12 protein-coding genes, 1 tRNA gene and 1 riboswitch are annotated in these 15,029 nt (G+C 41.5%); of the genes, 5 read left to right on the top strand and 8 right to left on the bottom strand.

Translation table 11 applies throughout. The features are described from left to right. Positions 1-17 precede the first annotated feature (17 nt). A complete protein-coding gene (locus tag G457_RS0101530; RefSeq protein ID WP_026944904.1) occupies positions 18-269 on the bottom strand; it encodes a hypothetical protein in 252 nt (83 codons plus the stop codon). 281 nt (positions 270-550) lie between these two features. Here G457_RS0101530 and G457_RS0101525 point away from each other — a divergent pair. Then, positions 551-623, top strand: a tRNA-Gln gene (locus tag G457_RS0101525). 23 nt (positions 624-646) lie between these two features. On the opposite strand, the gene G457_RS0101520 is transcribed toward G457_RS0101525, so the two are convergent. The 3 genes from G457_RS0101520 to G457_RS0101510 all read right to left on the bottom strand — a co-directional run bounded on the left by G457_RS0101520 (position 647) and on the right by G457_RS0101510 (position 7,300). Further along, entirely contained in the window at positions 647-1,375 is a 729-nt protein-coding gene (locus G457_RS0101520; RefSeq protein ID WP_026944903.1) for an EcsC family protein, read from the bottom strand. A gap of 97 nt (positions 1,376-1,472) precedes the next feature. Next, on the bottom strand, positions 1,473-4,184 hold the full coding sequence (locus G457_RS0101515) for a M14 family metallopeptidase (protein ID WP_026944902.1): 2,712 nt from the start codon (positions 4,182-4,184) through the stop codon (positions 1,473-1,475). Positions 4,185-4,285: 101 nt separating this feature from the next. Then, positions 4,286-7,300 (bottom strand): hypothetical protein, encoded by a 3,015-nt coding sequence (locus tag G457_RS0101510; RefSeq protein WP_026944901.1) that lies wholly within the window; start codon positions 7,298-7,300, stop codon positions 4,286-4,288. Positions 7,301-7,500: 200 nt separating this feature from the next. Between G457_RS0101510 and G457_RS0101500 the strand changes: the two genes are divergently transcribed. The 4 genes from G457_RS0101500 to G457_RS0101485 all read left to right on the top strand — a co-directional run bounded on the left by G457_RS0101500 (position 7,501) and on the right by G457_RS0101485 (position 11,100). After that, entirely contained in the window at positions 7,501-8,427 is a 927-nt protein-coding gene (locus tag G457_RS0101500) for a ribose-phosphate pyrophosphokinase (RefSeq protein ID WP_026944900.1), read from the top strand. Between the two features lie 26 nt (positions 8,428-8,453). Then, positions 8,454-9,035, top strand: coding sequence for a 50S ribosomal protein L25/general stress protein Ctc (locus tag G457_RS0101495; protein ID WP_026944899.1), 582 nt, complete (start codon positions 8,454-8,456; stop codon positions 9,033-9,035). A 74-nt stretch (positions 9,036-9,109) separates the two neighbouring features. Beyond that, positions 9,110-9,670 carry an aminoacyl-tRNA hydrolase gene (gene pth, locus G457_RS0101490; RefSeq protein ID WP_026944898.1) on the top strand — a complete coding sequence of 187 codons (561 nt, stop codon included), beginning with the start codon at positions 9,110-9,112 and terminating at the stop codon, positions 9,668-9,670. Positions 9,671-9,732: 62 nt separating this feature from the next. Continuing rightward, positions 9,733-9,840: riboswitch (SAM riboswitch) on the top strand. A 93-nt stretch (positions 9,841-9,933) separates the two neighbouring features. Next, positions 9,934-11,100, top strand: a complete 1,167-nt coding sequence (locus tag G457_RS0101485; RefSeq protein ID WP_026944897.1) for a trans-sulfuration enzyme family protein — start codon at positions 9,934-9,936, stop codon at positions 11,098-11,100. A gap of 28 nt (positions 11,101-11,128) precedes the next feature. On the opposite strand, the gene G457_RS0101480 is transcribed toward G457_RS0101485, so the two are convergent. From G457_RS0101480 to G457_RS0101465, 4 genes are all read right to left on the bottom strand, one after another. Next, a complete protein-coding gene (locus G457_RS0101480) occupies positions 11,129-11,590 on the bottom strand; it encodes a CBS domain-containing protein (protein ID WP_026944896.1) in 462 nt (153 codons plus the stop codon). 108 nt (positions 11,591-11,698) lie between these two features. Next, the gene (locus G457_RS0101475; protein WP_051260658.1) at positions 11,699-13,237 is read right to left on the bottom strand and encodes an FG-GAP repeat domain-containing protein; all 1,539 of its coding nucleotides are present in this window, start codon (positions 13,235-13,237) and stop codon (positions 11,699-11,701) included. Continuing rightward, the gene (locus tag G457_RS0101470) at positions 13,234-13,971 is read right to left on the bottom strand and encodes a copper homeostasis protein CutC (RefSeq protein ID WP_026944894.1); all 738 of its coding nucleotides are present in this window, start codon (positions 13,969-13,971) and stop codon (positions 13,234-13,236) included. Before G457_RS0101470 ends, G457_RS0101475 begins: the two co-directional genes overlap by 4 nt. After that, positions 13,971-14,951 (bottom strand): N(4)-(beta-N-acetylglucosaminyl)-L-asparaginase, encoded by a 981-nt coding sequence (locus tag G457_RS0101465; RefSeq protein WP_026944893.1) that lies wholly within the window; start codon positions 14,949-14,951, stop codon positions 13,971-13,973. Before G457_RS0101465 ends, G457_RS0101470 begins: the two co-directional genes overlap by 1 nt. Positions 14,952-15,029: the final 78 nt, after the last annotated feature.

Here is a 15,029-nt window from a genome sequence, read left to right as displayed (position 1 = left end):
TTCAGCCCTTTTTTTGTTTAGTTTAGTACCAAGATCTTCTCTAGGTCTTCCACCAATTTCTTGGAAACAGCACGGCTGTTTTTTTCACGAGCTGCTTTGAAAAGTTCCAAAGCCTTCTCTGACTTTTCTACCAGACCAACCGGATTTTGGTCATTCTTGTAGCTAAACCAGCACCAAGACAATTCAGCTGCTAAAGATTCTCCCACCTTCAGCTTCTCCAGCTTGCTGACTGTTTCAATTACAGTCTTTTCCATTTTTTCTACTTTCATAGCTTTCGAGTTGTGTTTTCTTAAAATTCGAAGCAAAACAAGGTAAATATTTTCATTTTATCAATATAAGTAACTGAATATTAACAGTATTGTAATTTTTCAATCGATTGCGAAGAAAAAATTAAGCGATATTATTTCATATTTTTTTTATTGACCTAATGAAAAAGTCTTTAGTTTAAGTAAATAATTGAAAAATCTTTCATTTCTAGCTTGGAAAAAAAAATACAGAATTCTACCTTTGTGTCACTTTAAGGGAGGTCGCAAGGACTTCCGTCTCAAACTGGTCTATGGTGTAACTGGCAACACGTCTGATTTTGGTTCAGAAGAGTCTAGGTTCGAGCCCTAGTAGACCAACAAAAAGCCCTAATTCGAAAGATTTAGGGCTTTTTTGCTTCTAGCATCCTGAGGCGATAAGCATTCATCGCATTCTTACCTAGCTGCTCACTTAGCTTATAATTAGCCAAGGCTCCGACAGGTGCTCCTACGAGAGGAATGAGCTGAGCAAGCTTAGCCAAGTCAATATAATCCCGATAGTCCAGCTGAAAGGTACGCCAATCAAACTCATCATAAGTCTTCGGAAGATTCTCTTTAAACGAATCCCAATTTTCTATACGCTCAATCAGTTCGTTCCGACGTTTTTGAGAGGAGAAGCTTAGCTGAAAAACATAGAGCAAAAAAAGTCGCTCCTGATAATTCTTGGTATCATATCCATAGAGAGCAGCTATATCGAAGAGCATTTTCATCTTGATCGCTAGGAAAGCTGGAAAATCCGCAAAACCCATTAGAATCCCTCCTGCCCCTGTGATAGCCCCCTCTGCAGAAGCCGAATTACGGTACCATTTGATTCGGGTTCGCACTTTCATTTCACGCTCTTTCAAAGAAAGGCTTTCAGAAGCTTTCGGTACAATCCAAGAGGATCCTGTAATGACAGCTTTGACTATATTCTCAATGGCAGCGGTGACTACTTTGTGAATTTTATCTGGGATAATCTGATTAATTTTTCGCTGTACACCGTGAGTCAGCCTACCTCCTATGGAAGGTGGTTTTTTCATCATATATAACCATGATGTAAGTTCTGCCTGAACGTAGTGCTGATAAGTATCCATACCTCAATAAACGAAATTGATGAGAGGAGTTTAAACTTTGCTGAAAAAAAGCCATATCCTTATTAGAATATGGCCTTTCATTCCGGAATCTTGATTATTATTTATAGAGCCCGTTAAACAACATTTTGAATGTCCCATGTGACTGTGCACGGAAGGTAATTTCAGGTCCAAAGGCATAGAATTTACCCTTTCCTAAGCCTGCTTCAAAAGCTGTCACTCCGTTTCTGAGATAAGATTGACCCCAAGCCCAGCCACTTCGAAGCGGCTCTTCTTCCCCAAACCAAGCGATCGCTTTCACTCCTTTATTACTTGCTTCGGGAGTAAGCTTGAATACTGGAGATCGGTTGAACATGATATAAGATGTTGATCCCATTCCGTAATTGATAGGCTGGCTGTTATCTACATGCATCTCCAAGACTGACCCTGGAATATAGTATTTCTCTCCACTAAGCGGACTCTCTTCTCCATCGGCGTTCATTTCTACGAGCGCATCTTTGACTGGTAGACCCAGATGAAAAGCCAACTCAGTAGCCGACCCAACTGTGATCACTTGCCCTCCTTTTTCAATAAACTCTCTGACTGCAGGAACTGACTCTTGAGCGGTGAAATTACCAAGCATGTGATGGTATTGCTCGTCAATTTCAGACTCATCGGGCTGCGAACGACCTCCACCACGGCTTCCAACCGAAGGGATTCCAGGCCCAATGAAAAGAAGCACATCATAGTTTTCATTCAGGTTACCTGCATTGATTTCTTTTGGAAACACCTGCTTAAAATCAAAATGAAACTGCTCTAGCATCCATCTTACCCAACCGGACGGCATAGATCCACCATAATAATCATACAAACCTATTCTTGCGGGGCTTATTTCTTTCAGTTCTCTTGGCTTGGAGCTTGGCTTGCCATAGACACCATACTCTTGGGCAGCTTTTTGTAAGACCACTTTACCAGCTAAGCCAACATAAAATGACCCTGCTGGCAAACCATCCACTGTATCGGTAGTTCTGAAAACCTTCACTTTCGCTTTCAATAGATCATTTACAGCCATGAAGGCATTATTTCCACGCACATCAATTAAATAGCCAGAGCCATTAGCCAAGGTCTTTGCTGGGGGAGTTTGTATTTCCCCATAAGGAACTGCCTCAAAAGGCCCATCAAAGTCTTCCATGATCCGATCAATCTCTGAACCCATCTGGAAAGCTAAAGTCCAACCTGCTGCATCGTAAGGACGGATCGGAGGTCCTCCAGGATACAAGAAATCATTGGGGTGATCCTGCGGCTCAAACATGTCGATCACATGGGGACGAAATGCCTGAGCTGTCTTCACAATGTAGGAGCCAGCTGGATAGGACTTGCCATTGACATTAAAATCTTGTGTGGCTTTGTGAACTTTTATTCCTGATTTGATCAAAGCATTTAAAAACTTAATCGCAGTAGGAAAATCGGGCTGGTCTGCTGATAAAATATAGCCATAAGGGTCCTTGCGCTCCTGATCTTGGTAAACCTCCTCGTAGAACTCACGTGGCAAACCTGAGCGCCAATTTCGAGAAGCCTGCACCTTTCCTTCATCACGAGCCTTCTCATAAGCATCTTCTACTGCTTGGGCATATTTTGGATAAGGAGTCCAGGTATCCTTTTGGCCTTTCTCTATGGATCTTCTACCCATGAGATAAATATTCCTCAACAATTCATCCCCATGCCGAACCGCGTGATTGAGAATCGCATAATTCAGCGACACAGAATAATCAATAGAAGTCTTGAAGTGCCAATCTCTTGGTGTGACTGGGTATGGAGTACCATTATTCGGAATCAATCGCTCAGGGACCAAAGGCACTTGGGATGGTGTGGGATTCCCGATAATTTCGGTAAGAATACCTATCTGATTGTGATAATATGGTGTTGTACGAAGTCCACCATTCCACCAAGTAGAAAAAACTGAGCCATCTAAGCGGGTGTATCCAGGCTTGTCTTCCTGGTGCATTCGGTTGATCATCGCGGCGCCTACTGCATCTAAGCTTGTGATGATCAAAGGGTCGAAAACATGATTAAATGGATCTCGGTATGGAGGGCCTGCCACTACAGATCCTGGAGGGCCTGACTGATGATGATTGTAGATGATCTGTGGGATCCACTCTACATATTGCTGAAGCGAAATATTGGTAGCCTCAGACATATTGTTCATGTAAAAATCCCGGTTATTATCATGCCCAACATACTTTTGATAAAGAACTGGGATGTTTTGATCCCTTTTTGTCGGGTCTTCCTTTCTCATATACCAATCCGACATAATTTCCATTCCATCTGGATTCGCATGAACTAATAGAATGATGACATTTTCGAGAATCTTCAGTGTCTCCTCGTCATTACTAGAAGCGAGTTCATAGAGTGTTTGGATGAGTTGATGCGCTCCCACCACTTCATTCGCATGAAGGCCACCATCAATCCAAACCACAGGTTTCCCTTGTTTGATGAGTTCCTCTGCCTCTTCCCTCGTCATTTCAGCACGTGCGAGCTTTTGGGAAATTTCCTTGTATTTCTCCAATTGGGCAAAATTCTCGGGTGCTGTGACAATCATCATGGGTTGATTCCGCCCAAATTCAGTCTTGCCAATACTGGTCAACATGACTCGATCAGAGGCATCTGACACCTTCTTGAAGTAAGCCTCAGCTTGAGTAAAGTTTGCCAGCAAATAATCATCCCCTATTTCAAACCCAAAGTGAGACTTGGGTGTGGGCACTTGCTGGGCTTGAAGTTTTATCCCTGAGAAGAGAAAAACAAGTAGAAACAGTTTGAATAAATTTTTTGTCATAAGCTTGATTTGCGATTGATCATTTCTCTAAAATAAACTAAAAAAAAGAGGTCCTTGTAGTAAGTAACCTCTTTATCGGAATTTTTACAGGATCGGAAAAATTAGGATTCGATTTTAATATACTTTTTATAATCAGGATCATTTTTATTCTGCTGAGTCTGAAAACCGCCTGCATTAAAAATCCCCGGTTGAAGCTTCCAATCTTTTAAATCTATCTCAAGAGCTCCTATAGGTATTTTTGAAGCAACGTTTAAGGCCGATGATCCTTCTTTACCCTTTAAAACCAATTTCTGAATTTTAGAGAATCTCTCTTGAATTGTCAGATTGAATCCGTAGGCCATTTCTTGATTATTTTCTTCAAAATTGAGTGATTTGAATCTATCCAGAATAATCTTCCCGTTCCCTTCTATCCAAAGGTCTGCCTGAATCTCAGAATTACTCAAATCAACCTCAAACTGATCCCGTACAACTACTCTATTGGGAAAATAAAGCTCCTGTATTTTAGTTCCTTTTTGTTGAAAGCCAAACCGGGCCCCTTTTTTATCCATAAAAATTGGGTTAAGGATTACAGGCACCACAGATTTTGGATTGACCAAATGAGGATGATTCGAAAGCTCCACTTCTGGCTCAAACAAATTATCCAAATTGCTATACCAACTTATTCTACCCCCTTTTATTTTAACCCGAAAACCATCATTATCTGTCAATAATTGGCGAAGCCGCAGACCCTGTGGTCGATAATCAATACGCTCTGAGTAGCATGGACTTAAATCCTCATTTACAAAAAACACATTCTCAAAACGGGCCTCAGAGCATAATGAATACATACAAGTTAAAATAGAACCTTTGGGAAAAGTCCCAGATAACTCTTTAGGTTCTACATAAACCCTCTCTGCCTTACCAGAATAGCTTTTTGACAAAACAAGCTCTTCTTTTATCCCTGAATGGGGATCGAAGAGAACTACAGACATTCCTTTTTTCCAACTATCGCTTCCCAAACTTCCAACCGAAAAGGACTTTATAGTTCCAGATAGCTCATCACTTATTTCGGTCCAAAGAGGCCTGGAGGTACTACGGATCATTCCATGGATTTCCACATTCCTCATTACCATGTTTACATTGTAGTCAGTATACATTAAATGCCCTGGTGAGTCATTACCAAAGTTCCAAACAGCCTGACACCCTTCAATTACTCTTCCATTCAGAAGGTGTCCTAGAGCACTTTTTTCTACTTTCAGCTCAATTGACGAAACCGGATCATCTATAGGCTTATCCAATTCAATTTCAGTATATGTCACTCTTCGATCTCCTCGTTTTAATCTGGAAGGAGGAGAAGAATACTGCTCGGCAAATTGTGCCCAAGTCTTCCATTTTCGATTGGTTTTGATTATTTCAAACTTTTGGCCTGCAAACGTGAATACATCTCCCTTTTGGACGCTCCAACCCCAGATTTCTAAGATATTAGGGCCTTTTTTACCTATTATTCCATTCTTTGAAAAGTCATCTAGATCTTGGGAAATTATATCGCCTATTGTAGGAATTTTATCAAAGGTCTTGACCTGCCTTGCAGAAAAGGAGACACCTGATAAGTCTTCATCCCCGTGAACCAACCAATGATCCCCATTAGAATTCAACCCAACTCTATACCCATCTACAATTAGATGGACAGTTTCCGAACTTGTACTTGTTCCTCCTGTCCATTCCTGACATGCCAAATGATACCAGCTAAAATTAGGATCATCAAGTTCGATAGTTTGATGATCAAGCATTCTAAGCCTGATACCTTCAAACCTAAAGGGTTTTAGGGATTCCAATTCTATAAACCTCCCTCGCTGATCTGAACTTTCTCCTTCCCACTCTATACGCAGTCCACCACTTTGCCTGGCTTTCATATTATTCAAATCTTTCGAATACCAGTCCCCTTCAAAGCGATAGGTGCAAAACTCCTTGACATCTCTTTCGTCATGAATACCTCCACCATTACAATATCCTTGGTTGGGCATTGAAAAGGAAGTACCCGGCCGAACGAATCCCAAAGCATCTTCCATTGCCTTTCGAATACGATATTGATCTGTGTTTCTAAACCTTTTAAGCCCGTATTGATAACTGAATGCGGAAGAATCAGAAAAAATCAAGCCATTAGGAGACCCAAATTGCACTACTCGCTGTGAATAATTAGAAGGCAAAAATTGCCATTCAAAATTTATATCCACTTTTCCCATGTCCGGTAAATGGAATAGCGCTCCATTTTCGCCGAAGGTTTCACTAAAACTGCCCGGCTGCTCCAAACCTCTCCCATATTTATCACCATTGAAAGCATCAGACCACATTAAATGAATAGCTGCTGAAGGTCCTTCCCCTAGAGTTTCAAAGTTCCACGTACTATCGGGAGGCACCACTATTTTCGGCATCCCTAATACTCCATAAACTTGTCCCGCCCTAGCTTTGAGCGTGGATTTTCTACCGATTGAGGACGCCCATGACTCGATAGCAAATCGATTGTCAAAAAAGAAGATCCCATCTTGCTTATCCATTACCTTGGGGCTTTCAAGGTTCCCTCCATTGTAAGGGAAATCAACGAGTAGATTTTTATCATCCAAAACTTCCAAAACTCGTGAGTAAACAACCGTAAGGGCTCCTGGAAAATAATTTCGCCCTCTCTCTGGATATTCAAAACTACTCCGGTGAACACGAGAAGGCTCTAACCACATTCCGATATATTCGGGTGAAAAAATACCTTCTTCTCCCTGATATGTGACTTTACAGCGATTATCACCTAGAGCTTCATATTTCAAAGTACCCCAAAACATCCGATGGAAGGCATTCCCTCCAAATTTTTCCAGCGTATCATATTCATCAGAAGAGTCAACTGGTTTGATTTCTTGGATTCCAATCTTATCCTTTTCTTTTGGTGTACTTTTTTCATCTTCTACAGCGTCTGTCACAATCGGAACCACGACCGCATCTTCAATCACTTTTTCCTCCTGAGATTCCTTTTTATCTGAAAACTCAGCCGAAAAAATTTTTCCATTGATTTCAATTGTTTCTATAGGAACAGGATTCCCATCAGCGTCATTTAGACTTATAGTTAAGTGAAGAGGTTTTGAATGGTTCATGTCAAAAAGAGTTTTAAAAAGCTGATATTCTTAAAGATACAGATTCATTGAGGTTCATAAAAAAACCTGAGCATTTTTTTTAAACATCCGAAAAATCAACAAACCATTTAGAAAATCTTTGTCCTTTCCCATCCCCATCAAAAATTCTTACTTTTGTTTCAAATCAAAACAAAACTGCTTCCTTCTAAATCAATCCATTCATGTCCGAGGTCAAAATATTTGCAGGATCAAACAGTACGGATCTTGCCAAGAAAATTTCAAAGAATTTTGGGAAAAATCTTGGCGATTTAACTCTATCAAGATTCAGCGATGGGGAAATGTCTCCAAGCTACAATGAATCCATTCGTGGATGCAATGTCTTTATTATCCAAGGAACCAATCCTCCTAGCGATAATATTCTGGAACTTTGCCTCATGATCGATGCGGCCAAGCGAGCCAGTGCTTACAAGGTCTGTGCAGTTATCCCTTACTTTGGATATGCCCGACAAGACCGTAAAGATCGACCTCGGGTATCTATCGCGGCAAAATTAATAGCCAATATGCTCACTTCAGCTGGTGCGGACCGAATCATGACCTGTGATCTACATGCTGGTCAAATTCAAGGATTTTTTGACATACCATTGGATCATTTGAATGGATCAGCTATCTTTGTGCCCTATTTGCAAATGCTGAACCTGCCTGATCTCATTTTCGCCTCTCCTGATGTGGGTGGTGTAGCTAGAGCAAGGGCTTACGCAAAGCATTTTGAAGTAGAAATGGTCGTCTGTGATAAGCACAGAAAAAGAGCCAACGAAATCGCCTCTATGCAGGTGATTGGAGATGTAGAAGGAAAGGATGTAGTTTTGGTAGATGATTTGGTAGACACTGCAGGTACACTTTGCAAAGCTGCCCAAATCATCATGGACAAAGGAGCAAAATCAGTCAGAGCAATTGCAACGCATGGAGTTCTTTCTGGAAAGGCTTATGAAAATATCGAAAACTCCGCTTTAGCAGAATTGGTCATCACAGACACGATTCCACTCAAGCAAAAATCATCCAAAATCCATGTGCTCAGTGTAGCAGACCTTTTCTCAAAGGCAATCCACGCTGTCACAGGCAATACCTCCATCAGCTCCTTATTTATTTGAAAAACCAATTTTAAATACAAATACACATGAAAACACTAGAGATTATAGGGTTTAAAAGAGCAAATCTCGACAGTGCGAGTTTGAAAGAAATCAGAGAATCAGGTAGCGTACCTTGCGTAGTGTACGGCCCAGGTATCCCTGAGCAGATTCACTTCCACAGTCCTGCTATCCTTTTCAGAGACTTGATCTACACTCCTGAGGTTCACTTGGTAGACCTTAACGTTGAAGGAACTCACATCAAGGCTGTGTTGAAAGATGCGCAGTTCCATCCAGTCAGTGAAGTTTTACTTCACGTGGACTTCATGGCTTACACTGAAGACAGACCTATCAAGTTTGAGATTCCAGTGAAAGTAGTAGGTAACTCTCCTGGTATCACAAAAGGTGGTAAACTAGAATTGAAAACCAGATCATTGAAAGTAAAGGGACTTGCAAAGGATTTCCCAGATTTCATTGAGGTTGATATTTCTAAGCTTGACCTTGGAAAGTCTTTCAAAGTAGGCGAATTGAAGCCTGAGAACTTTGAAATTCTAACCAGTCCAAATGTATCCGTCGTGACTATCGGAATTCCAAGAGCACTTCGTGGCAAAAAAGGTGGCGACGAGGAATAATCAATTAGAATCTTGATCAAATCCTGCCTCCCAAGGGCAGGATTTTTTTATTTTAATGCTACAAAGACATTCGTATGAAATATCTGATAGTAGGACTAGGTAATATTGGACCGGAATACGAGCTCACAAGGCATAATATTGGGTTTCTGACTTTGGATAGACTAGCTGAAAAAACAGGTGCAGACTGGACAAGTGACCGATTAGCCTTCAAAACTGAAATCAAGCATAAAGGGCGAACGCTACATTTGATCAAACCTACCACCTACATGAATCTCAGTGGTAAGGCCGTCAACTATTGGATGAAAGAGCTCAACGTATCGAAGGGAAATATACTTGTTTTAGTCGATGACGTTGCTATTCCATTCGGCAAATTACGAATGCGTGCCAAAGGGAGTTCTGCCGGTCATAATGGACTAAAAAACATTGAAGCGCTGTGCGGAGGGCAAGACTATCCGAGACTAAGAATGGGGATTGGAGATGACTTCCCAAAAGGGCGACAGGTAGATTATGTCTTAGGTAGATTTACTCAAAACGAGTTTGATGAGTTACCCATTATGATGGACAAAGCCATAGAAATGATTTTTGGATTCTGTACCATAGGCATATCCCAAACTATGACCCAATTTAATGACTGATTTAAAAGGGAGATTTGGAAATGACCAAATCTCCCTCTTTATTTGTATCACTTCAGGCAACTGATTTATAAAGAAGAGGCGAGAGAATAGGCTCTATGACCCTCTGGCAACCATCCCGAAATTTCTTCGGGAAAGGTGCCAAATCCTACCCAAATTGGGAACTATAAGTTGGCGTAAAATCTACCCTATTTCTGGTTCGTTTTGAATTTTTGGGAAATTCTTTAGCAGTCTTTCTAGCCTGATTTTTCCAAAAAAATTATTCTATGGCACATTTCGAAACAGAGTCAATCCGAACCCAATCCCGAACCAACGAGCGGGAACACTCAGCCCCTATTTTCCTGACATCAAGCTTTACATTCGATTCTGCTGAAGAAGCCAGAGCGACTTTTGCAGATGAAACCCCGGGAAATATTTATTCCAGGTACGCTAATCCCAATTCATCAGAATTGATCGAAAAGGTCTGTCGAGCAGAGGGAACTGAAGATGGGGTAGCTACTGCTTCTGGTATGGCAGCAATGTTTGGAAGTATAGCCTCTCTCCTCCAGCAAGGAGACCATGTCTTGGCGGCACGCTCACTTTTTGGCTCTACTCATCAATTACTCACTCGAGTCTTTCCAAAATGGGGAATCACCTCCACTTATGGAGATATTTCAGACTATCAAAACTGGGAAAAGCTTTTACAGGCAAATACGAAAATGCTCTTTTTGGAAACCCCTTCCAACCCAGGTCTGGAAATCATCGACCTGGAGTGGGCAGGAAAGTTCGCCGATGCACACAATCTGATTTTAGTAGTGGACAATTGCTTTGCGACTCCCTATTTGCAGCAGCCTGCCAAATGGGGTGCCCATATCGTCACACACAGTGCTACGAAATACATCGATGGGCAAGGACGCGTCCTAGGTGGACTGATTTTAGGCAAAAAAGACCTGATCAAAGAGGTTCAGTTTTTTACCCGCCATACGGGCCCTGCTATCTCACCTTTCAATGCTTGGATGCTATCAAAGAGCATGGAAACGCTGGCTGTTCGTATGGACAGGCATTGTGAAAGCGCATTAAAAATTGCCAGCTACTTTGAGGGGAAATCGGGCATAAATGAAGTAAAGTACCCATTCCTAAAATCTCACCCTCAACATCACCTTGCTCAAAAACAAATGAGTCAGGGAGGGGGAATAGTAACCTTAAATCTTGAGGGTGGCATCAGTCGGGCACAACGATTCATTGATCAGCTACAAATGATCTCTATCACTGCAAATCTTGGAGATAGCCGAAGTATCATTACACATCCTGCCTCTACCACACATAGCAAGCTCACTGAAGAGGAGCGGGAAAAAGTAGGGATTCATCCTGGACTTATCAGGCTATCGGTTGGATTAGAACACCCTGAAGATATTGTAAAGGATGTGGAACGAGCATTGGAAAGATCCAAATAAAAAAAGCGACCTAGAGTCGCTTTAAATTTCACCAAGTCGTATGCTTGAGTTTGGGAAAAGCCCGAATGATATCACTAAGACTGATTTGCCCTACTAATCTATTGTCTTTCAAAACTGGAAAACGGCGAATCTTAAGTTCTAAAAACTTTCCTGCTGCATCAAAAAGCGATAAATCCGGTGATAAAGTCATCACATCTGTGCTCATGTGTTCTTTTACCTTTGCAGGAAACTTCGGTGTATTGGTGTATTTCCCTTTGATGATTTCTTTCAGGCAATCTACCTCTGAGATGATTCCTACCAAGCCCCCTGATTCATCCACCACTGGGGCTCCGGAAATTTTTCTTTTTGTCAGCACCTCAAGTACCTGGTCAATGGTGTCTTCCGGATGAAATGTCACCAAATTGGTACTCATGTGATCTCTTACCAAAATGGGAGCCGGAGTATTTCTTTTTGGCTCCGCTAGTCTTACTCCTTGAAAACTTTTAACCATGATTGAGATTTTTTTAAAGTGAACTTATAAACTACTGAATTTCAGCTTATAATCCAATCATTAAATTAAAATATATATATTTTCAGATTTTTATTTTGATTTAATTAATTAATTAGAAATTTTATTCTTTATTAATAAAATTGGTCGCCACTTTTCAGAAGGTCCTTTGTAAAGGTCATTAAAATCAAAACTTCCTACCAAAATATCCAAATCCCCATCCGCATCAACATCTCCTTTTGAAAGAATCAGATAATTGGTATCAAATTGAACCTTTGGCAAATAGGGTTTAAACTGATTCTTGCCCTTATTTTCAAAGAAAATCAAATCCTCTTTTGGTTTTTGACTTTTATCTGGAAAAAAGGAAATCGCTACGATATCCAAGTCCCCATCTTGATCAAAATCAGCGACTTCCACTCCACTTGCACCATACATGGGATAAAACCAACTTTCCTCAAATTCATTTTCACCGAGATTATTGAAAATTCGCACACCATGATAGTTTTTCAAAATCTGTGATTGGTCTGCATTATCACCATTGACGAGAACAAGATCCAGCTTCCCATCGTCATTCATATCTACGAGCTGAAAATCACTGGAGCCGAATGCAGGTTGGAACTGAAGCAAAGGCCTTTCGAAAAATCTTCCCTCACCTTGATTTTCCCAAAGAAAAACACCTTCAACCGCCTGTGTCATCATCCCTACAATGTCCAGATCTCCATCCCCATCCCAATCAACCAACTCTGTCTTTCGGGCACCAAGCAGTGCCTTCAATACTACTTCCTCATTTTCATCACCCCCACCGAAAAACACACTAAGCTTCCCCAAGTGATTTCCAAATTGCGAAATCACACGATCTTGAAGGCCATCCCCATTTAAATCCCCCCAAGATACATGAACCGGACGCATTAATTTTTCCTGAATAATTTCCCTTTTCCAATCTCCCTCATTGGGAATAAATCGTACAATATTACCTAGGGAATCATTTGATGGGTCCATACGTCCCATAGTCAAGAGCTCGAAAGAACTCCCTCTCTTCGCTATAGAAACTGGAGCAATACCGGTATTCAGGGAGTCAAGGAGCGTAGGGTTTTCTGAAAGATCCAAGTGAAAAAGTTTTTTGAATCGATGCCCTAGCCAAATCCGCGAAGCACTGTCCACATGAATCATCGTGGTCAAATCAGGGTAAACGAAATCAAAGGCTGGCATCAACACCTCAAATCCAGGAATTCCCAATTCAGGCGCTATCTTTTCTTTCTGTGGAAGAGGAAAATCCGGAGCTTTGGAGAGATAATAATCCCGCAACTTCTCCCAATCATCCTTCTTAATAAGTGGAATGTCTGAATAAATCCCTGAAGGAACTCCTCGGTCTCGAGGTAGCGTTACCCCAAAATCTTCCTCAAGGTATAGGCCCATTCGCATTCGCATATCCGGCAGCACATTTTCTTTCCAGGTTATCTTATCCAAAATGGATGGATCTGGCATCAAATGGCAATTGCCACAGTACAATTCGGCTAATTTTTCCCCATCCAATTTTAGATCCATTTGGGAAAGCTGATACAAACTAGGGATGGGTTGCTTTCTTTCGGAAATAGGCTCACATGCCAAGCTTACTACTAGAAAAAGTAATACTATCAATCTTCCCTTCATTTCCCTGCCTCCAGAAATTCCTTTACCAAATTAGCGTCTATTCCCAGATGATACTTGAAATCATCCGGATTACTCGTAAAACTAACCTCAGGATTTATAAATTGATTGGGGGAAAGGACTTTTGTTTTGCATGAAGCATGGATCTCTTGAAAGTTTGAATACTTCTGAAGATGACTTACATGCTCAGGCTTTGAACCACCACCAGGCATGATGATAATTCGATCACCTGCCATTTGCAATAGCTTCTCGATCAAATCCATTCCTTCAGAGACGGAATTTCGAGCACCCGAAGTCAAAATACGTTGAAAACCTAGCTGAATAATAGCCTCCAGACTTCTTTCAGGATCTTGGCATGCATCGAATGCTCGATGAAAGGTACAGGGCTTCCCCGATGCTGCTCTAAGTAAGCTCTCGCAAGCATCATTTTGTACAGCTCCTTTAGAATCCAACACTCCAAACACAAAGCCATCAGCACCAGCTTTTCCAAGGGCCTCGATATCACGCTTCATCACCAAGAGTTCTTTTTGCGAATAGCAAAAATCTCCTCCTCGGGGACGTATCATTACAAAAACTGGAATATCCAGCTCGCTTTTCAAAACTTCCAGCATTCCTACGCTTGGTGTTTCACCCCCCTCGGGAAAATTAGCACATAACTCCAAGCGATGTACCCCAAATCGGGCAGCATCTAGAGCTGATTGTATATTAAAAACGGGTGCTTCTAGTAATATGGACATCAAAAGTGACTTTTGGAGTCAATCAATTCATTATTGGAAAGAGTAGCTTGGGCAAAGTTGAAACCAGGCTGTACGGCAAAAGCACCAACTTGCCCCTCTTTATTGATAGCTAGAAAGCCTGCTTGAATATCAGCAATATCCTTCCTGTTTTTGGAAATCAATCTTCTTACAGCCTCTTCGCAAGCTTCCTGAGGAGTTCTGCCTTGGCGCATCAACTCTACAATCAAAAAACTACCGCAGATACGAATAATTGACTCTCCCAAACCGGTTGCCGTTGCGGCGCCGACTTCATTGTCTACATAGAGTCCTGCTCCTATAATCGGGCTGTCTCCCACTCTTCCGTGCATCTTGTAGGCTAAGCCACTTGTCGTACAGCTTCCTGCAAAATCCCCTTTATCATCCATTCCAATCATTCCAATAGTATCATGATTCTCAATATTGATGACAGGTTTGTATTTACTGGTTTTTTTCCATTCATCGTAAGCTTTTTGAGCCTTTGGGCTGAGTTTTTCCTCCTCGATGGGAAAACCTTGTGAAATAGCAAATTGTCTCGCTCCTTCCCCGGCCAGCATCACATGGGGTGTCTTTTCCATCACTGCCCTTGCCAGCGAGATCGGATGCTTCACCTGCCTGACAAAAGCAACTGACCCACAAGATCCATCACCAGTCATTATCGAAGCATCGAGCGTGGTGATGCCTTCGCGGTCAGGAAGCCCTTGAAGACCCACTGATAGATTCTCCATATCAAGCTCAGTGTCCTTTACACCAATCTCCACTGCATCAACTATGCTCCCCGTCTGCTTGTATGCACTGATGGCGGCGGCGTTGGCGGGAATTCCATGATTCCAAGTGGATAGAATGAGTGGACCATCTGCAGGTTTTGATATTGGTTGAAAAATCGGCAAAGCCTTGTTCACACCCGGGATTAAAACTGCCGAGCCAAAAAGTGTTTTCTTGATAAATTTTCTTCTTTGAGACATGGAAACTAAATTGGGTTAATTCTTGAAATTATCAATTTCAGGTCTATTTAATCAAAAATTAAAGTAAACCCTACCAAA

Origin of the sequence: Algoriphagus marincola DSM 16067 (assembly GCF_000429405.1) — a bacterium.
Taxonomy (GTDB): Bacteria; Bacteroidota; Bacteroidia; order Cytophagales; family Cyclobacteriaceae; genus Algoriphagus; species Algoriphagus marincola.
Note: the sequence above shows the minus strand (reverse complement) of the source record. Positions and strands in the feature narration are given on the sequence as shown.